The following is a 21173-nucleotide window of genomic DNA, read 5'->3' on the forward strand; positions in this document are numbered from 1 at the left end:
GAGATGACCTCTAACCCGACGGGTAAGAAGGTTACCTTCACTGGCTCTACGCCGATCGGCAAGCTGCTGATGAAGCAGTGTGCGGATACGGTTAAGCGCACCTCGATGGAACTGGGTGGTAATGCCCCGGTGATTATTTTTGATGATGCCGATCTGGATCTGGCCGTCGCGGGTGCACTCGCCGCGAAATACCGTAACTCCGGACAGACCTGCATCTGTGCTAACCGTTTATTGGTTCAGGAAGGTATTTATGATGCCTTCGTTGAAAAGTTTGCCGCAGCGGTGAGCGAGTTCCGTGTGGGCAACGGTTTCGATGCCAGCACCACCCATGGCCCGGTCATTACTGAGAAAGCGGCGAAAGAGATCGATGCTAAGGTGCAGAATGCGGTTGCGGAAGGTGCCACCGTTGTTATCGGTGGTCAGCCGGGTGAGCAGGGCGCGTGTTTCTACCAGCCAACCGTACTGACGAATGTGAACGATTCAATGCGGGTGTTCCGCGAAGAGATTTTCGGGCCTGTTGCGCCGGTATTTAAGTTCAGTACTGAGGAAGAGGCAGTACGCATGACTAACGATACGGAGTTTGGTCTGGCGGCCTATCTCTATACCGAGAGTATGGGACGTAGCTGGCGCGTATCCGAAGCGATCGAATATGGCATGGTCGGCGTGAATGAAACCGCCATCAGTTCGGAAGTGATTCCCTTTGGTGGTGTGAAAGAGTCGGGCCAGGGTCGCGAAGGTTCTAAATACGGTTTGGATGACTATCTGGAAACAAAGTATATCTGTTTTGGCGCACTGCAGCGTTAAGCTGCAAGCCGTGGAGAAGCGTTATGAGTAATATTATCTACCCAACAACTAACCTTAAAGCGACAGAAACCCTGACGATAGAGCGGGGCGATGGAGCCTATGTTTACGATAGCGAGGGCAACCAGTACCTGGAAGGCCTGGCCGGGCTGTGGTGTACGTCGCTGGGGTATAACAACCGTGAACTGATTGATACGGCTGCCGAGCAGATGGGTAAGCTGGCCTTTTCTCACATGTTTGGTGGTAAAACTCACCAGGTGGGTATGGATCTGGCGGACAAGCTGACAGCCATGTTGCCGGTGGAAAACGCCAAAGTCTTTTTTGGTAACTCCGGAAGTGATGCCAACGATAGCCATGTGAAGATGCTGCGTTATTACTATAACGCTATCGGCAAACCGCAAAAGTTTAAGATTATCGCCCGTGAGCGTTCTTATCACGGTGTTACGGTTGCATCGGCCTGTCTTACCGGCTTGCCACCTAACCATACTCACTTCGATCTGCCGTTCGAAGCCCTGGGTATTCTGCGCACCGATGCGCCACACTACTTCCGTGGGGCGTTGCCGGGTGAGACTGAAGACCAGTTCGTGGATCGTATTGTTAATAATCTGGAACAACTGATTCTGAAAGAGGGCGCAGATACCATCGCGGCCTTTATTGCCGAGCCTATCACCGGTGCCAGTGGTGTTATCGTGCCACCTAAAGGTTATTACCAGAAGGTTCAGGCGGTTCTGAACAAATACGATATTCTGTTCTGGGCCGATGAAGTTATCACCGGCTTTGGTCGTACCGGTAACGATTTTGGTTGCACCACCATGGGCATTGAAAAACCCGCGATGATGACCCTGGCTAAGCAGCTTTCTTCCGCTTATATGCCGATCAGTGCGGCGGCTATCCGCGGCGATATGTACGAAGCGATGATTGAACCGAGTTCACAGGTGGGCGTGTTTGGTCACGGCTACACCTACTCAGGTCATCCGGTGGCTGCTGCTGTTGCACTGAAAACCCTGGAAATTTACGAGCGCGATAATATCTTTGGTCATGCTGCTAAGATCGGCGAATACATGCAGAAACGTCTGGGTGAATTCCGTGATCATCCGCTGGTGGGTGAAGTTCGCGGTGCTGGTATGATCGGTGCTATTGAGATGGTTGCAGATAAAAAGAGTGGCGCTGGCTTTGATAACGCGGCTGCCGGTTATTTTGCTATGCAGTCCTGTCAGAAGCACGGCATGATCACCCGTGCGGTTGCGGGTAACTCCCTGGCATTTTGTCCGCCTCTTATCGTGACTGAAACACAGATTGACGAGATGGTTGAAAAGCTTGGTAAAGCGCTGGATGAAACCCTCGACTTTGTTACCCGCGAAGGGATGATTGCCGCCTGATGACAATATAGTTTCTTGCTTGCATGATCGATCGGGCTGGTGTGGAACTGGCTGGTCCGGTAATCCTCCACAGTTCTATTGCAGCTTGTATGCTTTCCGGAGTATCGGGTTGCTTCTTGGGTAAAGCACTGATCCGAACGGATCTCTTTTTTGGGGGCGTATGCTCCCTTTTTTTATTTTAAGATCAGTACGTTGTTGGCGCTCTGTGTGATGAAACGTTTATCGCCTGTTAATATTCTGCTGTAGTGCCCCATCGATACCGCTATACTGCCTCACTGTATTCAGGGATTGAATTTCAGTTTTATTTTAAGGACAGAGCATGGACACAAACAAAGACACCGCTATTTATACACCACTTAAAAATATTTTTGGCTTTGATCAGTTTCGCCCGGGTCAGGCACAAACCGTGAGTCAACTGCTGCAGGGTGAATCTTCTCTGGCGATCTTTCCCACCGGCTCCGGTAAATCCCTCTGTTATCAGCTGACGGCTACGCTGTTACCCCATCTCACACTGGTGGTGTCGCCGTTACTGGCGTTGATGAAAGATCAACTGGAGTTTCTGGCAACAAAGGGCATTCCTGCTGCCAGCATCGACTCGACTCTGACTCCGGAACAAAACCGGCAGGTGATGAGTGATGTGCGTAGCGGCAAAACCAAAATTTTGATGGTGTCGGTAGAACGCTTTAAAAATGAGCGCTTCCGGCAGTTTATTCAGTCGGTACCGGTGTCGATGCTGGTGGTCGATGAGGCACACTGTATCTCTGAGTGGGGGCATAATTTCAGACCTGATTATCTGAAACTGCCTGCTTATCGCAAAGATCTCAATATTCCGCTGGTACTGTTGTTAACCGCCACAGCGACCCGTCAGGTGAAGCTGGATATGGCGTGTAAATTTGAGATTGCCGAGGCGCATATCGTCCAGACCGGATTTTACCGGCCTAATCTGGACCTTACCGTGTTGCCAGTGTCCGGCGTTGAAAAAAACAGCCGGTTGTTGCAGCAGATTGGTCAGCAACAGGGGGCTGGCATTATTTATGTGACGTTGCAACATAGTGCCGAACAGGTGGCCACTTTCCTGCTTCAGAATGGCGTCAGGGCTGCAGCTTATCATGCCGGTTTTGAGGATCAGAAACGCCAGCAGATACAAACTGACTTTATGACGGGGCGTGTTGATGTGGTGGTCGCCACCATCGCCTTTGGCATGGGCATCGATAAAAGTAATATCCGTTTTGTTATCCATTATGATCTGCCCAAATCGATTGAAAACTACAGTCAGGAGATCGGCCGGGCGGGGCGTGATGGGCTGCCCTCCAACTGCATCACCCTGGCGAGTCTGGATGGTTTGAATACCGTTGAAAACTTTGTCTATGGGGATACCCCGGAACTGAGCGGTATTGAGTTTGTGCTCGATAATATTCGTAATGAGTGTCAGGCTGGTCAGTGGGAACTGCAGTTGAACGCATTATCGACAGCCAGCAATATCCGCCAGTTACCGTTGAAAACATTGTTGGTGCAGCTGGAACTGCTAGGCGTTCTGCAGCCTCTGTATGCTTACTTTGCCGACTTCAAATATAAACTGTTACAGCCGGCAACAGCGATTCTTGAGCGCTTTAACGGTGAGCGAAGAGCGTTTCTCGAGGCTGTATTAGCGCATACCCAGTTCAAACGGGTGTGGGGCACTCTGGAATTTGAGGCTCTGTTTAAAGCCTATAACTGTGATCGTAAGCGGATAGTTGCCGCATTAGATTATCTGCAGGAGCAGCGATTAATCGAACTGGAAACGAAAAAGGTTACAGACGTCTATCAGGTGAGTCAGCAGGCACTGTCTGACCCTGGGTTGAGGCAGCAGTTGTATGATTACTTTATCGATAAAGAACATAAAGAGATTGCCCGAATTGCTGCACTGGTGAAGTTCTTCGAACTGGACAGCTGCCTGACTCGAAGTTTGTCGATCTATTTTGATGATCAGCTGAGTGCTGAGCATTGCGGACATTGCTCAGCGTGCCGTGGCCAGGCAGCCAGGCTCGAATATTCTCAATCCCCGGCCTGGCCATCTGATCAGCAGATTCTTAATGATCTCAAGGGATTGTGTCAGCATTTGTCGGTAGCGGTTACTCAGGATACCCAGTGCCGCTTTCTTGCCGGAATCAGTGTGCCGTTGTTTGCCCGGAATAAAGTGCGACAGTTGAGTGGGTTCGGTAGTTGCGAAAGTCTAAGGTATGCAGATATTCGCACAAAGGTTGAGGGGTTATCTGTTTAAATCTTTTTCTTGTCGGGCATGACATAGCTTTAAAATAATTATTCTTTCGTCATCAGTTGCTTTGTGCCAGGCTAAAATTTCTTTAAGGGTTCGGTAACAGCCCATACAGATATCCTGTTCATCCAGGCAGCAATTGCGGATACAGGGAGATGATGAAATACCGGCGCTTCTGGTTGAATCAGTCGTTTTCGGTGTTGTCATCTTGGCGCTCCAGAGTGAGGTTTAAATATAAACGTCACACAACTGGTTGTCAGTAGAAAATATGAATGTCTTAACAGGGAATGCTATTTCAGAAAAGTACCCAAAATCACTACAAAGAAGGATTAATTTGTTTGAATTATCTTATATAGTAGAGCGATGATAGTGAACGTAAGATAGTTATATGTTTAATTGAGCGTATATTTGAACATATAGCTGAGTATCTCCTATTTACTTGGGCTCATTAGTTGAGTTGTTAGTTGATCCCAGTAACTGAATCGTCCGGAGTGATTATTTTGATTAAACTGACAGGGATAGCACTGGTGACGACCCTGTTCTGCACCCATAGTAATGCTTCTGCAAGTGGTGCGGAGCTGATTAAAGCGCTGCTGGATGCAGGACGGTTCAACGAAGCCTACGCTCTTTCGATGACCTATTTGCAAGGTTATGAGGGCGATCCTGAATTTGATTTTCAATATGGCGTTGCTGCTATCGACAGTGGCAATGTTAGTGAGGGCGTATTTGCACTGGAACGGGTGGCATTTTCAGATCCACAAAATCCTTTAGTTCGATTGGAACTTGCCCGTGGTTATTATTTGTTACAGCAGTTTGATAAGGCGCAGCAACTGTTCGAACAGGTTCTACTACTTAATCCGCCGGATAATGTTCGCATCCGTATCGCTCAATATCTGGACCTGATCGATAACAAGGAATCTTTCCCCGTCACCCGAGTTAAAAGCTTCGTTGAATTATGGCGGGGCTATGACAGCAATATCAATTCCGGCCCCGAATCGCAGACCAACCTGGTAACGCTAACCAGTGATGCGCTGGGACGAGGAAATCAGTTCAATCGTCTGCGGATGGGTGCGACTGTTGAACATCAGTATGCCGCTGACCGACATTTGGATTTCAGCCTGAACGGTGACTTCAGGCGCTACGATGATGAAACGGAACAGGATTTCAGTACTCTGTCTGTGTCCGGTGGGCATACCTGGATAAAGAACAAAGATCGCTATCGTCTGGGTGTTGATATACAGCACTTTAGTCGTGACGGTGAACGCTACCGTGATTTGTTGGGAGTGAATGGCAGCTGGTCGCATTCACCTGGCCGGGAGTCCCAACTACGGTTATATGGCGGGATAAACCTGCTGGACTACGCGGATGAAAATTGGAAAGATGCCACGCAGTATCATCTGGGCGGTAACTACCTGCGGATGGGAACGGGTGGCTGGAATCCACTTTGGTTTGCCGGGCTGTTTGTCGGACAGGAGACTCCGGATACCCCCGGAATACTGGCTGACGGGCAAGTAGATCGTTTTTTCTGGGGGTCAAATATGGGCGTTCAGTTAGAACCCCTGGCTGATCTGAGCCTGATCCCGGTGATTACTTACCAGTCGAGCCGTTACAAGGGTGATGACTGGCTGTATGGCGTTCGACGCCAGGACGACTTTGCCATTCTGAGTATTAATCTTGAATGGGCCGTAGAAAAAAACTGGACCGTGCTGGCGAATGTAAGTTCGAACCATGCAGATTCAAATATTGAGTTATATGAGTATGACCGTCAGCAGGGGATGCTGGGTCTGCGCTATAGCTTCGAGTGAGGTAGGTTATGAGATCTCTTCTTTTTACTTTGGTGTTACTGCTTTGCTCAGGAACTGCGTCCGCTGCCGATGTGGTTGCCAGCGTCATATTGAGTTTTGGTGAGAATATTGCAGTGGCTGCTGATGGCAGTGAACGGGTTCTGAAACGACAATCAGAAGTGTATGCAAATGACCTTTTGAAAACCGGATCTGAAGGGCGGCTTCAGTTACGCTTTAGTGATGGTTCCCGTTTTGCACTGAAACCTGAATCCGAATTTCGTATCGCGGAATACCGCTTTGAGCAGCAACAACCGGAAGAGGGGAAGGCTATCTTTCAATTGTTGAAAGGCAGTATGCGAACCATCTCCGGACAGATTGGAAAACCGAATAAAGAGAATTATCGTCTTGAAACCACCGTGGCGACTATCGGCATTCGCGGAACCCACTACGGCGTTGAATACACCGATGATGGTATCTATTGTGAAACTATTGACGGTGCTATTGATGTAGCGACTCCGAAGAAAAGTATTGTGGTGGCTGCAGGAGAGGGTGCCTGGTGGGGTAGTGAAGGCCGGGTCAGACAAGGCAAAGCAACCGGGCAGACCGGTGATTATGTTTTGCCTAAAAGCGATGAGGTTAACCACCCAAATTCTGCTGAAACCTCTCCAGAAAATAAGATTGACGCTGATGAGGCGGAACAGGCAAATGAAGTCTCTTCTGACGAAGCGCAGGATGACCTGGTAGAGAGTGGTGCAGCATCAGCTAGTGCCAGTACTATTCCGGCATCAGATGCTGAGATTGAGGGTGTTGATACCGACATACCTCAAACCAACAAAGTCGAAGCATCTGACCCCACTGGTAATGGTTCTGTCGCTCCGGATGGTGCATTGGTTGCAGTTGCATTTACCAATAATGATAAAGCAAAGGGCTTGCTGGCAGGGAGTGGTTCGGTGCTTGTTGGCAGCACCTCAGCGGTTACCGTTGACAGCACGGGGACCGGCGATCAGGTAACTGGAATCCACTATATCGATTCTCAGCCAAATACTGCGACCGGCTCTAAGGCGGCCTGTTCCCCTTGTGTTTTTACCGGTGGTACTGATACCAGTTTGATATCTGAAGTGGGTAATCTTGCCCTGGGTGGGGCAAATATCACCTGGGGGCGCTGGAATGCAGGTTTTACTCTCACCGAAAACCGGAAAGATCAGACTCTGGTGGGCGGTTATCACTTTATGTACAGCGATAGCCTGACCACTCAGGCACAGCTTGATGCGCTGACAACGGCGCGCAGTGGTTCCTATCTGTATACCTTCACCAGCGGCTCCACAAATTTAACTGCTCCACAAATCGATACCGGGGCTACCGGCTCGTTGGTTGGGTATGGTACAGGTGCTGTCGATCCGGGACGAATTTATGGCGGTACCTATGTGCTGGTGAACTGGGATTCACTTGAGATCGAGCAGGTCAGCATAAAGGCCGATGTAAATGATGGCACCGGAATTCGTAGCTTCAGCCTGACGGAGGCCGCTGACAACAAGGGAGTTGCTATAAAAACCTCGCTGAATGATGTCCTGCAGGGGGGCGAGTTGGCGCTTGCCGGTACCTGTAGTGGTGGTCAGTGCAGCGTTGGTGGCAATGATACCACTATGAGCGGGCAGATGACTTTCGATCTGGTTGGTGCCCGGGCGGATGGTGCAGTTACCTCGTATGGTGCATCAGGTTCCAGCCCTTCCAGTCAGGATATTACCGTGGTCGGAACGGTTCTGTTGGATAGCAGTGGTCCGGCACCTTAGCCCATTATCAGACCTGTTTTTTAATATTTAAATTACTCATCCCTTTAACTAATCAGCCGCTTAATCCAGGGTGATCACTTCACCCTGGTGAAGGCGGTCTATCTGTCGTTCCGGCAGTAGCCGTCGGCATTGCTGCATAATCATATCTTCCACACCGGGTTTCAGGTGAGTGATCGCTATGCGAGGGTTAGGTTCCAGCTGTAGCAGTTGCTGAGTCAGTAGAGAGGGTGTCAGGTGACCACTGATCCGGGCAAGGTGATCTGACTCATCGGTAAAGGACACATCGATAATCAGCAGGTCAGGTTTCCGCTGGTTGAGAAGGGGCCAGAGTTTATCATTGCTGCCGGTATCGCCGGTGAAGACAAAACTGTTTTGGCCATTGTTGATCAGGTATCCGACGGTTGGCGTCGGATGTTCTGACGGCAGAACGTCAATCGTTTTGTCCTGAATTGTCAGTTGGTCTCCTACATCAATTTTGTGCAGAATAATAATTGGCTGTTCTTCAGGCAGTCTGGTGTAGTCGGGCCAGATCGTCCAGTTAAAGATATGTTGTTCAAGCGCAGCAATAACCTCAGGGTGTGCGTAAACATTGATGGGCTGCTGATGCTGATCAAAGATCGTCGCCAGCATTAGCGGCAAACCGATAATATGATCCAGATGACCGTGGGTAATCACCACATCACGAATGTTCAGCATTCGTTCCATGGTCAGTAGCTCGACCCCCGTCCCTGCATCGAGCAGAAGCGTATCATCTATCAGAAATGTGGTGGTTTTCAGGCCCGGACCAATACCGCCGCTACATCCCAGAATCTCAATTTTCACTTACATCTCCGGTTGCCCTGACGCATCTGCATAACAGGAATGCAGTTCACTACACTTTTATATCACAGGGGCGAGCCTTCTTATAGTTGTTATCAACCTTGTCATCACAATTAAGGTGATGAAAATGAGTGGTTTACTACAATCGCAAGGCGGTTGCAGGATATGATAAGAGAATACGTTTGGCCGACTAAGACCGCCTGTCTCATTGTTGAGACGCAGTCTCGTTTCTCTTTTGGAATAGCATATGAAACAACGCAGAATCCGGACATTGCTAGGTATCATTCTGACACTCCTGCTGTTGCTGCCGGTCATTCAGGATAACAGGCCCGCCTTGCTACAACGGTTCGAATACGATCTCTATGATATGCGCCTGAAATATTTTGTTAAGCCGGGGCTGGATCTGCGTATTGTCATCGTTGATGTGGATGAGAAAAGTCTGGCTGAGCAGGGCCGCTGGCCCTGGAATCGGGCGAAACTGGCGCAGCTATTGGATCAGTTGTTTGACCATTATGGCGTCGCTATCGCGGGTTTTGATATGGTGTTTTCCGAGGCAGACAACAGTATTGATCTGAATCAGTTGACGGCTATGCTGCTTGAAGGGCAATCGACTCCTGATCTGACGACGTTGTTGCAACAGCTTAATCCGGACCGGCAATTAGCCGCAGCCATCAGAGATCGTCCCGTCGTACTGGGGTATGCATTTGACCGTAGTGATCGAGAGTTGCTGGAAGGTGATCCGGGTATTGCTGCGATTCAATCTCATCCCATGCTCGATCAGCAATCCATACCCCGGGCCAAGGGTATTATTGCCAGTGTTGATGCGCTGCAAAGTCAACAGTCTTACAGTGGCTTTTTTGATAACCCGATGGTAGATGCCGATGGGGTGTACCGGCGGGTGCCGATGTTGCAGCGGTACCAGGGTCAGTACTATCCCTCTTTATCACTGGCAATGTGGCTGGCACTGTTTGAAGAGCGCCAGGCCGTGCCTGAGTTTGAGGCGGACCTGTTTGGTGAGCATGAGGCGTTGGTCGCCATTAACGCTGCCGGTCAACCGATTCCGGTTGATCGCTCTGGTGCGGTACTGGTGCCTTATCGGGGAGGCCAGGGGAGCTTCCCCTATATCTCTGCGACGGATGTGATCACCGGAGAGGCTGATCCTGTGCTGCTTAAAGGTGTTATTGTCTTAATTGGTACCAGCGCTGCAGGTTTACTCGATCTTCGGGTGACGCCCGTGAGTAGCCGTTATCCGGGAGTAGAGGTGCACGCAAATATATTGTCCGGATTGTTGGATGACCGTATCGCCAGTGAACCCGACTATACCCTGGGGGTAGAAATTCTGCAGATACTGGTTAGCGGAATCTTACTATCGATTCTGATTCCCCGAAGTTCGGTAATGTTCTCGACGGTTATAACTCTGGTATGGGCTTCATGTCTGATCGCATTTAATTTATATGCCTGGCAGAGCCTTCTATGGGTGATACCACTAGGCTACACGCTTTTTCTGGTGCTGAGCCTCTATCTGTTTCAGCAAACCACCGGATACTTCTTTGAAGCCCGAAATATTAAATTGCTGACAGGACAGTTTGGCCATTACATTCCGCCTGAAGTGGTGCAGGAGTTAAGTCGCCAGGAGGAGGGCGTACATCTGCGCGGAGAAAACCGGGATATGACGGTGTTTTTCTCCGATATTCGTGGGTTTACGCAAATATCAGAACAGCTGCCACCGCAGCAACTGACCCGAATGATGAATATCTATCTGACCGAGATGACACACATTATTCATCAGCAGCGGGGCACCGTTGATAAATATATAGGCGATGCTGTTATGGCCTTCTGGGGCGCTCCGTTACAGGATGAAGAGCATGCGAAACACGGTTTAGATACGGCATTAGAGATGCTCTCGCAGCTGCCTCAGCTCAATCGGCGCTTAGTTGCGGCGGGTCTGCCGGAAGTGAAAATTGGCATGGGTCTTCATTCTGGCACTATGAGTGTTGGCAACATGGGGTCTGAGTTCCGTATGGCGTATACCGTTATGGGCGATGCGGTTAACCTGGCTTCCCGGCTGGAGGGACTGACAAAGTTTTACGGTTGTCCGCTGCTGGTCACTGGTGAGCTTTATACCCGTTTGCCCGGTTACATATACCGACGTATTGACTGCGCCCGGGTTAAAGGGCGCTCTGAACCAGTAGAATTGTTTCAGCCGATGGCCGCGATAGGTGCTGGAGGTACAGAGCTGTTTGAGCAGGTGCAGCTGTTTAATCAGGGAGTTGAACTTTACCGTGAGCGTCAGTGGGTTGCCGCGTCAAACCGATTTCAACAATGGTTGGATATTTACCCGGAGGATAGGGTCGCTGAGCTTTACCTGAAGCGCATTACGCAGTTACAGAGCAACGACCCGGGGGAAGGCTGGGACGCTGTTTTCAGTCATCAGCAAAAATAGATGACCTAGTTGCGTACCATTATACTAGTCCCGGAAGGTTGGCCAGATCAACGCTATCAATCTGGCGGGGCGCCATATGTCGCTTGGCATACTCCAGATAAGCTCCGCTTTCGACAAATACGGTGAACAGGTTGGCATCAAGATGGTTATCCTCAACCATCCGGCCGATAATGTTCATCGCATGAGATAACAGCATCCCCTTTTTATAAGGCCGGTCTGGTGAGGTTAGCGCTTCAAAAATATCAGCAATACACATAATCCTGGCCCGTAGGGAGATCTCCTCATCTTTCAGCCCTCTGGGGTAACCACTGCCATCCAGGTGCTCATGATGATTGCAGGCAATCTCAGGCACCTGGGCTAAGTGCTTTGGGTAGGGGAGTGACTCCAGCATATCAATCGTAACTTTAATATGGTCACGCATCACCTGTATCTCGCTTTGCAGCAGTGTGCCTTTGCGGATACAGAGATTTTCTGTTTCGTCTTCGGTCAATAGTTGACGCAGATTACCTGCATCGTCAGTCCAGGTTATTTCCGCGATCTGTTTTATCCGCTCGACATCTTCATCGGCCATAAACTCAGAGCCAGTATTGCTTTGAGACAGGAATGCAATATCCTCATCCAGTGCTTTACAGCGGGCTTGCAGTTCATGTCCAGCCAGTTCTGCGTCTTCGGATGACAGTTGCTGGGCGTTTCGAAGATGATCTAGTTGCAGTTGCAGCTTGTATTCTCGAAAGCGTGACTCAAGAAGGTCTATCCGGTCAAACATCGTATGCAACTTTGTGGCTTTGTCGATAATGTACTCGGGAGAGGTTATCTTGCCACAATCATGAAGCCATGCTGCAATTCGTAGTTCGTACATCTCCTGTTCGTTAAACTGAGTATTCGCATATCTGCTTTTGACACTTTCGTTTACTGCTTCTGCCAGTAACATGGCGATCTCAGGGACCTGCTCACAGTGCTTTCCGGTCACCGGCGACTTATGGTCAATCGCGCGGCCCATCAGTTTAATAAACGACTCAAACAACTCTTTCTGGGCATCGATCAGGCGGCGTTTTGTCAATACGGTGGCCGCTAGTGATGCCAGTGATTCCACCAATTGCTGCTGATCGTCAGGGAAAGTAATGACATTGTTCTCACTGTCCATCGCATTGATCAGCTGAAGCACTCCAATGATCTCACCCTCGTGATCCTGCAGCGGTACGCAGAGAAAAGATTTAGAAAGATAGTTCAGCTGCTTATCAAATTTACGGGTGCCGGAAAAATCGTATTTATCCGAGCGATAGGCGTCAGAAATGTTGATTGTTTCTCGTTGAACAAAGGTTTGCACAACCACCAGGTTGGACGCCTGCTTCTGAGCGTTATAGATCTCTACTGTTGGCATATCTCTGGGTTTTTGGTGAATGCCCAATGAACGGTTATGTAGAATAGTGAAATGAAGTTCATTTTCACTCTCTTCACCGACAGTATAAAGGGTCCCTCCATCAGCATTGGTCAGATACATGCAGCCCAGAATAATTCGATCCAGAAGTTTGACGTGATCTTTTTCTGTGGTCAAAGCACTTGTCAGGTCTGCAAGTTGACTGACAATTTCGTGTGTATCAAGATGATGCATGTTTCTAACCAGTGATTGTCCTTGAATTAAGTTAAATGTGACGTTGCTTGGTGCAAGTGTCAAGGCGTATGGCCCAAGATAGCGTTATTTACCTAAATAACGGCTCTAAAATTATTTTGATTTAAAGTTAGCCTGGGCCTATCGCTTAATGCTAGATATTTTTTGCCTCATTAAGCGTGTAATAACTGCCGAACTATGGCGTTACTTTAATGCCGCTAACTATCCAGTTATCTTGGAGCGACTATGTTAAATATGGATTTTACTCAGTCTGTCAGTATTGCTACGGGCGAGCAGGACTGGTTGCAGAGTCCCATGCCGGGAGTTTGGCGTAAACCACTGGCGAGAGAAGAGGCAGAGCAAGGGCACGCCACCAGTCTTGTGCGTTATGAGGCTGGCGCCAGCTTCTCATCTCATGGTCATCCAAAAGGAGAGGAGATTCTGGTATTGGACGGCGTGTTCTCGGATCAGACCGGTGATTACAATGCAGGTACTTATTTTCGCAACCCGAAAGGCTTTAGTCATGCACCCTTTAGTCAGGAGGGTTGTACAATTCTGGTAAAACTACATCAGTTTCAGAGCGATGATACGGCTCATCTGGCGATACAGACCAACAGGGCTGAATGGCGTTCACTTAACGACGCACTAAAACAGTTAGTATTGCATCAGCACCGTGATGAGAAGGTGTATATGCTGTGTAGCAGTACTGAGACAATGGTTGATCTTGGTGATGCGTACAACGGCCTTGAGTTGTATGTGATGGAAGGTGAACTGAGTGAAAACGGCCAGTGTTATGGTAAAGGTTGCTGGCTGCGTCGTCCTCCTACTGCTCATGGCTTCCCGTTAGCTGATTATCAGTTAAGTTCAGACGCCCGAATCTGGGTAAAGATTAATCACCTTTAGTCAGTATTTTAGCGTGCGTGCGTTGCCAGGGGTTATGCTGAAATAGCGCTTAAACGCACGGGAGAAACTTGATGCATCAGAAAATCCCAGTTCATCTGCCAGCGATGCTTGTGAAATATCACTGTTCTGCAGCAGGAAACGGGCCCGGTGCATACGTCGTGACATAATATATTGCTGGGGGGTCTGACACAGCTCTTTCTGGCACAGATAGTAAAAATGGCTTTCACTCAGATTAAGGGCGTTAGCCAGGTCGAGGTTGTTAGGTGGGCTGAATAAGCGCTTATCAATATAGTTGTTCAGTTTTTGTCGGTTGAGTCGCCGATGATGACTGTCTGGAATCGTTGTGGCTGAGTATTGCTGACACAACTGGGTGATAAACAGTGTAATCAACTGACAGTTGATCTGGTAGCGGCTTTGCTGATTGATCAACTGATCACCTTTTGCCAGTTGTCTGGCCGCGAAGTCCAGCATCGGCAACAGTTCCGGTGAGAGTGTAATGAACTCCGGGTGCTGTAAAATAGTGTCTTTGAATGAGAGGTTGCAGCTCTGTTCCAGAGCCTGGATATAGGGGTCGAACGGTGCAAGATCAATCACCAGCAGTTCGCTGTCATCACTCAGTCCACAGAACAGGTGCTTCTCGCTGTCAGGGGCGATAGCCAGCGTGCCCGATGATATCTGCCCGCTGTCTTTGGTAAACTCGCACTCCATTCTGCCGTTCAGGCCAATCAGGATTTGAGCGAAGTCATGCAGATGCTCTCCACTCTGTTTCGAAATCAGATTACGACGTGCCAGGCTCTGTTTCATAAGTTAACTATCTTAAATTGGCCGACTTTCTTTAATGGAACGACTGGGTATGAATACTGTGCTTCAGAGGCTGAGTCAAAAACTTAATAGTTTCAGTCAACTGTTTAGTACCATTTCCAGCTAACATTACTTAAATCCGTACTGAAAATCATCAAACAAGAGACGCCGCTATGCAACTGAACGCCACTCAGGTCCGTGAGGCACTGCCCTGGGATCGATTGATCGAAGCACTGAATGAAATTTTTACCAAAAAGGTCTGTGCGCCGGTTCGCCATCATCATAGTATCAACGTACCGAATGATCCTCAGGCGACACTGCTGCTAATGCCCGCTTGGCTGGAAGGAGAGTATCTGGGGGTGAAACTGGTGAATGTCTTCCCCGGTAACAATGCTCGCGGTCTGCCAGGTTTGAACAGTAACTATATACTGTCGTCCGGAAAAACTGGTGAGCCACTGGCGCAACTGGATGCCAATGAACTAACCGCACGGCGCACCGCTGCCGCGTCGGCGATGGCTTCTGCGTATCTCTCCCGTGAGGACTCTGCAGAACTGTTAATGGTTGGGGCCGGACGAATGAGCCGCTACCTGATACCGGCACATATGAGTGTCCGGCCGATTACAAAAGTGCGGGTGTGGAACCGGAATGAGGCGGCTGCCACAGCGTTAGTGGCCGACCTGAGAACCGATGGTATCGATGCAGAAGTCTGCCCTGTGGAGCAGTTGAAAACAGCAGTACAGACGGCGGATATAGTTAGTTGTGCAACGATGTCGACGGAACCACTGGTCTGCGGTGAGTGGTTAAAACCCGGTGCTCATCTGGATCTGGTGGGCAGCTTCACACCGACTATGCGTGAAACAGATAACACCGCGATGCAGCGATGCGACGTTTTTGTCGATGTAAGAGCAGGGGCGTTGAGTGAAACCGGTGATCTGATTATTCCGATCAGAGAGGGTGCTATTACTGAAGAGATTATTAAGGCTGAGTTTAGTGAACTCTGCCGTGGTCAGCATAAAGGACGGGCTGATCTCGATGAGCCGCAAACAGCGATCACCCTGTTTAAATCAGTGGGTGATTCAAGAGAGGATCTGGCTGCTGCTGTTCTGGCGTATCAACAGTCACTTCCTGCGTAAGTTATCCTGAGTCTTAGATTGTAAGGTATTCGAATGCTACACGCTGAATTGGATCAAACAGTTAACAACAATAATGTTTCAGTAGCGGTTATTGGCGCGGGTGTCGTCGGGCTGTGTACCGCCCTTGAAGCGCAGCGAAAGGGTTGTCAGGTGACGCTGTTTGACCGGGATGAACCGGGTCTTGGGGCATCATTCGGTAATGCCGGTTATCTCGCCACCGAGCTGATTGAACCACTCTCCAATCCGCAAACATTACGTGCTGCCCTTACGCTCTGGCTGAGCCCAAATGGCCCGTTATCCCTGCCGGTGCAATATCTGCTGAACATAGCGCCCTGGCTGATCCGTTTTATCAAAGCGGCGGCGCCAAAACCACTTGCGAATAGCCGCCAGGGACTTATTCGACTCAATGCTGCAGCGGTTGAAGCATGGCAGCGCTGTCTTGCGGATATCGGTGCCAGTGAACAGATCCTTAAATCCGGTTATCTGCTGGTCTGGGAATCGCCCGGAAAAATGGCTGATGCTGTTAAGCATCAGCGCTGGTTGGGTGAAAATGGAGTCGCCGCTGAGCTGGTGCAGGGTGATCGGCTGGCGGAGATGGAGCCCGGTCTGGCCGGGCAAATCAGTCACGCACTCTATTTTCCCGATGCTCACCGTGTTCGCGACCCCTATACGCTATGCCGTTTGCTGTTTGCCTCATTTGAGGCGCGTGGCGGAGTGTTTATACAGCAGGGTGTAGCGCAGCTTATGCCAGAGCTTACTCCAGAGCATAGCTCAGAAAATAGCCCTGCCCGGCAGGTCGCTGTTGCGACAGAGCAGAGCCAGTATCGGTTTGAAAAGGTGATTGTCTGTGCCGGTGCCTGGAGCAAAAAACTGTTACGGGATGTGGGCCTTAGTGTGCCGCTTGAGGCTGAGCGGGGTTACCATCTGACCATTCCCGGGGCCGTAACCCTGCTGAAAAACTCGATCGGTTCGGCAGAGCGTAAGTTTGTTATGGGGCCACTGGATAGCGGGCTCAGAGTGGTGGGGATCTCTCAGTTAGGAGGCCTGAAGCTGGGGCCATTTGATCGCTGTTTTAACATCTTACGTCACCATAGTCGTCAGTTGTTGCCCGGATTGACCGACCCTTCACTGGAGGTATCGGAGTGGATGGGGCACCGGCCAACGCTGCCTGACTCACTGCCGGTTATCGATCAGCACCCTCAGCACCGACAACTGTTGTTTGCCTTCGGTCATCAGCATCTGGGGCTGACTCAGGCTGCTATCACGGCTGAGCTGATTATTCAGCGTATGCAAAACGAAGACACTCAGATTGATTTGACGCCTTATCGGGTAACCCGCTTCTGACGGTTGATATAACCGCTTCTGAGAGCTGACAGATGTAACTCTGCTGAACGACGATGTTATCTCCGGGGATTAACTTTTAGATAACTTTTTACTTGTAGCTGTTGAAAATTTCTTTGGTTGATCTATAGTTGACGAATCGTCATTTATAGGTTTTATATCCATGAGTCCGCGTCAAATCGATAGTCAAACCCGCGATCAACGTGAAGAGGAGCTGCTGGATGCGGCGATGACTCTGATCGGTGATCAGGGAGTAGAGGGGTTGACGATGGATAAGCTGGTGAGTGCAGTACCTTATTCTAAAGGCACCGTATACGGCCATTTCAGTGGAAAAGAGGACCTGTTGCTGGCGTTGTGTAACCGCGGTATGGCACTGTTAGTCAGCATGTTCAAAAGGGCCGGGGCATTTGAAGGTGTCACCCGGGAACGGTTGTTGGCCTGTATCTATGGTTATCAGCTTTACGCCCGTCTGTATCCCATATTTTTTATGCTGGTTATCACTGCTAAAGCACCGGGTGTGGTTGAAAAATCGTCTGAGCGGCAGCGTGAAAAGCATATCCAGCTTCAGGCGTTACTGGGTGAGCGGCTGCTTGGGCTTATTCGGCAGGCACTGGAAACCGCTGAATGTGGTAACCCATTGAATATGTCTGTTGAGCAGATCGCGTTTGCTAACTGGTCGGCATCGTTTGGCTCAATCTCTCTACTCAGTAAAGGGACTGACCGGTGCAATATCCGTGCAGGTCTGGCGTTAGAAGAATCTCTGCTGGCCAATGTGAGTCTTGTTCTGGATGGCCTGAACTGGCGTCCTTTGTCTTCCCAGTTTGACTACAACACCAGTCTTGAACGTATCCGTTGTGAGGTCTTTGCCGACGAGGTTGCGCTGTTAACAGCGGGAGAGATGAACCAGAAGCAGGAGTGTTGCGGCACTCTATAGATTGTAATTTAGCCGACGGCATAGCCGTATTTTTTTAAATATAACGCTGACGAATCGTCACTAAAGGCATCACGATGAAGGAAAAATTGTTTGCTGTAGTTTTGCGTCACCCGGTTCTGATTCTACTGGCCTGTCTTGTGTTGACCGTTATGGCAACAGTAGGTGGAAAAAATCTGGTTTTTAAAAGTGATTACCGGGTGTTTTTCAGTGAAGAAAATCCTCAATTAGTGGCTTATGAGTCGATCCAGAATATCTTTAACAAGAGTGATAATGTCGCTTTTATTGTGATTCCGGCTGACGGGAATATCTACACCCCTGAACATCTGCAACTGCTCAAGCAGATGACCACCGACGCCTGGCAGATACCCTATTCAACCCGGGTTGATTCGATTGCAAACTACCAGCATACCTGGGCGGAAGAGGACGATATGATCGTTGAGGATCTGGTCTCAGAAGGGCAGACATTGGACCCGTCTGCACTCGACCGGATACGAGAGATTGTTAATACCGAGCCGATACTGCTAAACAAGATTGCATCGGCTAAAGGCCAGGTGTCACTGGTGAATGTCACTGTGCAGATGCCGATGATCGATCCGGTGGCTGAAGTCCCGGAGGTTGTTGCCAAAGTACGCGAAATTCAGCAGAAGTATATGGCTGAAAATCCGGGACTGGAGATCAAACTGTCCGGTATCGTGATGATGAATAACAGCTTTGCCGAATCTGCACTGAAAGATAATGCCACGCTGATACCTATCATGTTTGGTGTGGTGATCTTAACCATGCTGTTCCTGTTGCGGACCTTCAGTGGCACCTTCTCGACAGTCATTATCATCGCTGCCAGTATTGCCGCTGCGATGGGGCTGGCAGGCTGGAGCGGGATGTTTCTCACCGGGCCATCGGCCAGTGCACCGACCATGATTCTGACCCTGGCGGTGGCGGACTGCATTCATATTCTCAGTACGATGTTTTATGAGATGCGCAGGGGAGTAGCTAAACGTAATGCGTTACTGGATAGCTTGCGGATCAACTTTCAGCCGGTGATGCTCACCAGCGTGACCACAGCGATCGGCTTTCTCAGTATGAACTTCTCCGACTCTCCGCCGTTCCGTGATCTGGGCAACATTGTTGCGGTGGGTGTAATGCTGGCGTTTGTGTTCTCCATTACGTTGTTTCCGGCGCTGCTGATGGTACTGCCGGTGCGGGTCAGGGTGACTAAAGAGGAGGATCGTGACTGGACCCGTTCGCTGGCAACGTTTGTCACGACTAAGCGCCGTATTTTGTTACCGGGTATGAGCGTGTTTATGCTGCTGCTCATCGCGTTATTACCAATGAATCAGTTGAATGATGATTTTGTGAAGTATTTTGATACCTCAGTACCGTTTCGTCAGGCCACCGATTATATGCAGGATAACCTCTCGGGTATGACGATGATGGAGATCTCCATCGATTCTGGTGAGTCCAGCGGTATTAACGGTCCGGCGTTTTTGAAAAAGCTGGGTGTCTTCAGTGACTGGTTGCGATCCCAGCCGGAGACCGATCATGTCAGCACTTTGACCGATACTCTTAAACGGTTGAATAAAAATATGCATGGGGATGAACAGAGTTATTATCGCCTGCCCGAAGATCGTGAACTGTCGGCCCAGTACCTGTTGCTCTATGAGATGTCGCTGCCTTATGGGCTGGATCTGAATAATCAGCTTAACGTGGATAAATCCTCGGTGCGGGTAGTCGGCACATTTAAAAATCTCACCAGTAATGAACTGGTGTCACTGGAAGAGCGGGTGCAGGACTGGTTCGCCAACAATGCCCCTGAGTATCAGGTGCAGACCACCGGTCCCAACCTGATGTTTGCTCACATTAGCCAGCGCAATATCAAAAGTATGTTGTCGGGTATAGCGCTGGCACTGGTGCTGATCTCATTGTTGCTGGGCTTTGCGCTGCGTTCGGTTCGCTTTGGCCTGATCTCTCTGCTGCCTAATCTGGCACCGGCCGCGATGGGTTTCGGCTTGTGGTATGTGATCGATGGTCAGGTAGGGCTTGGGCTTTCCGTGGTGGCGGGTATGACGCTGGGTATTGTGGTGGATGATACGGTCCATTTTCTGAGTAAATACCTGTACGCTCGGCGCCATCGGGATGCAGATCCTGTTGCCGCCGTTCAGTATGCCTTTGGCAGTGTCGGCCGGGCGCTCTGGATTACCACCTTTGTCCTGGTATGTGGCTTTATGGTGCTGGCACAATCCAGCTTTAAACTGAATGCCGATATGGGGTTCCTCACGGCGCTGACAATCCTCATCGCACTGGTGGTGGATTTTTTCTTCCTGCCGCCACTGTTGATGATGTTCGATAAAACTAAGACTGATGCACCGGCTAAAACCGCTCAAGGAGTTGAACGATGAATCTGACTAAATCCTTTTATATGCTGATGACGATGACTTTTTTAAGTAACCCGGTATTGGCACAGACGCCTGAAGAACGTGGCCTGGAGATCGCTAAAGAGGTTAAACAGCGGGATTTTGGCTGGGCTGATATGCAGGCAGAGATGCTGATGGTGTTGCGCAATAAGCAGGGCGAAGAAAGTGTCAGGGAGATTCGTATCAAGTCGCTGGAGCAGGAAGGTGATGGTGATAAGGGCCTTACAATCTTCGATAAACCGCTGGATGTGAAGGGCACCGCGTTTCTGAGTTTTTCCCACCCGCTTGAAGCAGATGATCAGTGGCTTTATCTGCCCGCGCTTAAGCGGGTGAAGCGGATCTCATCCCGTAATAAGTCGGGTCCGTTTATGGGATCAGAATTTGCTTATGAAGATCTGTCATCATTTGAGATTGAAAAATACAGCTACAAATATATCAAGGATGAACCCTGTGAAGGGGGTACCTGCTTTGTGGTGGAACAATACCCGGTGGATAAAGATTCCGGATATACGCGACGGGTGGCCTGGATCGATCAGGACCAATATCGGGTATGGAAAGTCGATTTCTATGACCGTAAGAACAGTCTGTTAAAAACACTCAGCTTTAAAGGTTACCAGCAATACCTGGATAGACATTGGCGGGCGGATCTTCAGCAGATGCAGAATCATCAGAACGGTAAAAGCACCGAGCTGAAATGGTCTGGCTATCAGTTTCAGGTAGGTCTTGATGACTCAGATTTTAATAAAAATACGTTAAAACGGGCACGCTGAT

General features: G+C 49.6%; 16 protein-coding genes. 12 read left to right on the forward strand and 4 right to left on the reverse strand.

Translation table 11 applies throughout. The features are described from left to right. The 3 genes from Q0499_RS21595 to Q0499_RS21605 all read left to right on the forward strand — a co-directional run. Nucleotides 1–804, forward strand: an 804-nt coding sequence (locus tag Q0499_RS21595) for an aldehyde dehydrogenase family protein (protein WP_299204361.1), incomplete at its 5' end; no start/stop codon positions are given. A 23-nt stretch (nucleotides 805–827) separates the two neighbouring features. Next, the gene (locus Q0499_RS21600) at nucleotides 828–2180 is read left to right on the forward strand and encodes an aminotransferase (RefSeq protein ID WP_299204363.1); all 1353 of its coding nucleotides are present in this window, start codon (nucleotides 828–830) and stop codon (nucleotides 2178–2180) included. Nucleotides 2181–2499: 319 nt separating this feature from the next. Further along, complete coding sequence (locus tag Q0499_RS21605) at nucleotides 2500–4440, forward strand: RecQ family ATP-dependent DNA helicase (RefSeq protein WP_299204365.1); 1941 nt, start codon at nucleotides 2500–2502, stop codon at nucleotides 4438–4440. Here the strand turns inward: Q0499_RS21605 and Q0499_RS21610 are convergent. Beyond that, nucleotides 4429–4641 (reverse strand): DUF1289 domain-containing protein, encoded by a 213-nt coding sequence (locus Q0499_RS21610; protein ID WP_299204367.1) that lies wholly within the window; start codon nucleotides 4639–4641, stop codon nucleotides 4429–4431. The two genes, Q0499_RS21605 and Q0499_RS21610, sit on opposite strands and share 12 nt — an antisense overlap. Nucleotides 4642–4925: 284 nt before the next feature. Between Q0499_RS21610 and Q0499_RS21615 the strand changes: the two genes are divergently transcribed. Both Q0499_RS21615 and Q0499_RS21620 read left to right on the forward strand, forming a co-directional pair. Further along, entirely contained in the window at nucleotides 4926–6239 is a 1314-nt protein-coding gene (locus tag Q0499_RS21615; protein WP_299204370.1) for a porin family protein, read from the forward strand. An 8-nt stretch (nucleotides 6240–6247) separates the two neighbouring features. After that, nucleotides 6248–8008 (forward strand): FecR domain-containing protein, encoded by a 1761-nt coding sequence (locus tag Q0499_RS21620; protein ID WP_299204373.1) that lies wholly within the window; start codon nucleotides 6248–6250, stop codon nucleotides 8006–8008. Nucleotides 8009–8068: 60 nt separating this feature from the next. Here Q0499_RS21620 and Q0499_RS21625 read toward each other — a convergent pair whose 3' ends face one another. Next, on the reverse strand, nucleotides 8069–8830 hold the full coding sequence (locus Q0499_RS21625) for a 3',5'-cyclic-nucleotide phosphodiesterase (protein WP_299204375.1): 762 nt from the start codon (nucleotides 8828–8830) through the stop codon (nucleotides 8069–8071). Between the two features lie 244 nt (nucleotides 8831–9074). Between Q0499_RS21625 and Q0499_RS21630 the strand changes: the two genes are divergently transcribed. After that, nucleotides 9075–11270: an adenylate/guanylate cyclase domain-containing protein gene (locus Q0499_RS21630; protein ID WP_299204378.1), complete on the forward strand. Its 2196-nt coding sequence runs from the start codon at nucleotides 9075–9077 to the stop codon at nucleotides 11268–11270. Nucleotides 11271–11289: 19 nt separating this feature from the next. On the opposite strand, the gene Q0499_RS21635 is transcribed toward Q0499_RS21630, so the two are convergent. After that, complete coding sequence (locus Q0499_RS21635; RefSeq protein ID WP_299204381.1) at nucleotides 11290–12882, reverse strand: HD domain-containing phosphohydrolase; 1593 nt, start codon at nucleotides 12880–12882, stop codon at nucleotides 11290–11292. 243 nt (nucleotides 12883–13125) lie between these two features. Here Q0499_RS21635 and Q0499_RS21640 point away from each other — a divergent pair, with 243 nt between their 5' ends. Beyond that, the gene (locus Q0499_RS21640) at nucleotides 13126–13782 is read left to right on the forward strand and encodes a cupin domain-containing protein (protein ID WP_299204384.1); all 657 of its coding nucleotides are present in this window, start codon (nucleotides 13126–13128) and stop codon (nucleotides 13780–13782) included. On the opposite strand, the gene Q0499_RS21645 is transcribed toward Q0499_RS21640, so the two are convergent. After that, a complete protein-coding gene (locus Q0499_RS21645; protein WP_299204387.1) occupies nucleotides 13783–14586 on the reverse strand; it encodes an AraC family transcriptional regulator in 804 nt (267 codons plus the stop codon). A gap of 170 nt (nucleotides 14587–14756) precedes the next feature. Between Q0499_RS21645 and Q0499_RS21650 the strand changes: the two genes are divergently transcribed. From Q0499_RS21650 to Q0499_RS21670, 5 genes are all read left to right on the forward strand, one after another. Continuing rightward, entirely contained in the window at nucleotides 14757–15716 is a 960-nt protein-coding gene (locus tag Q0499_RS21650; protein ID WP_299204389.1) for an ornithine cyclodeaminase family protein, read from the forward strand. Between the two features lie 33 nt (nucleotides 15717–15749). Further along, on the forward strand, nucleotides 15750–17060 hold the full coding sequence (locus Q0499_RS21655) for an FAD-binding oxidoreductase (protein ID WP_299204391.1): 1311 nt from the start codon (nucleotides 15750–15752) through the stop codon (nucleotides 17058–17060). Between the two features lie 160 nt (nucleotides 17061–17220). Then, entirely contained in the window at nucleotides 17221–17991 is a 771-nt protein-coding gene (locus tag Q0499_RS21660; protein WP_299204393.1) for a TetR/AcrR family transcriptional regulator, read from the forward strand. 74 nt (nucleotides 17992–18065) lie between these two features. After that, on the forward strand, nucleotides 18066–20387 hold the full coding sequence (locus tag Q0499_RS21665) for an MMPL family transporter (protein WP_299204395.1): 2322 nt from the start codon (nucleotides 18066–18068) through the stop codon (nucleotides 20385–20387). Then, complete coding sequence (locus Q0499_RS21670) at nucleotides 20384–21172, forward strand: outer membrane lipoprotein-sorting protein (RefSeq protein WP_299204398.1); 789 nt, start codon at nucleotides 20384–20386, stop codon at nucleotides 21170–21172. Before Q0499_RS21665 ends, Q0499_RS21670 begins: the two co-directional genes overlap by 4 nt. Nucleotide 21173 lies beyond the last annotated feature (1 nt).

Origin of the sequence: uncultured Amphritea sp. (assembly GCF_937127095.1) — a bacterium.
Classification (GTDB): Bacteria; Pseudomonadota; Gammaproteobacteria; order Pseudomonadales; family Balneatricaceae; genus Amphritea.

Coding starts and splice junctions, on each gene's coding strand:
- Q0499_RS21635 (WP_299204381.1), bottom strand. CDS start 12,882: ATGCATCATCTTGATACACACGAAATTGTCAGTCAACTTGCAGACCTG.
- Q0499_RS21630 (WP_299204378.1), top strand. CDS start 9,075: ATGAAACAACGCAGAATCCGGACATTGCTAGGTATCATTCTGACACTC.
- Q0499_RS21605 (WP_299204365.1), top strand. CDS start 2,500: ATGGACACAAACAAAGACACCGCTATTTATACACCACTTAAAAATATT.
- Q0499_RS21650 (WP_299204389.1), top strand. CDS start 14,757: ATGCAACTGAACGCCACTCAGGTCCGTGAGGCACTGCCCTGGGATCGA.
- Q0499_RS21600 (WP_299204363.1), top strand. CDS start 828: ATGAGTAATATTATCTACCCAACAACTAACCTTAAAGCGACAGAAACC.
- Q0499_RS21670 (WP_299204398.1), top strand. CDS start 20,384: ATGAATCTGACTAAATCCTTTTATATGCTGATGACGATGACTTTTTTA.
- Q0499_RS21640 (WP_299204384.1), top strand. CDS start 13,126: ATGTTAAATATGGATTTTACTCAGTCTGTCAGTATTGCTACGGGCGAG.
- Q0499_RS21620 (WP_299204373.1), top strand. CDS start 6,248: ATGAGATCTCTTCTTTTTACTTTGGTGTTACTGCTTTGCTCAGGAACT.
- Q0499_RS21665 (WP_299204395.1), top strand. CDS start 18,066: ATGAAGGAAAAATTGTTTGCTGTAGTTTTGCGTCACCCGGTTCTGATT.
- Q0499_RS21655 (WP_299204391.1), top strand. CDS start 15,750: ATGCTACACGCTGAATTGGATCAAACAGTTAACAACAATAATGTTTCA.
- Q0499_RS21645 (WP_299204387.1), bottom strand. CDS start 14,586: ATGAAACAGAGCCTGGCACGTCGTAATCTGATTTCGAAACAGAGTGGA.
- Q0499_RS21610 (WP_299204367.1), bottom strand. CDS start 4,641: ATGACAACACCGAAAACGACTGATTCAACCAGAAGCGCCGGTATTTCA.
- Q0499_RS21660 (WP_299204393.1), top strand. CDS start 17,221: ATGAGTCCGCGTCAAATCGATAGTCAAACCCGCGATCAACGTGAAGAG.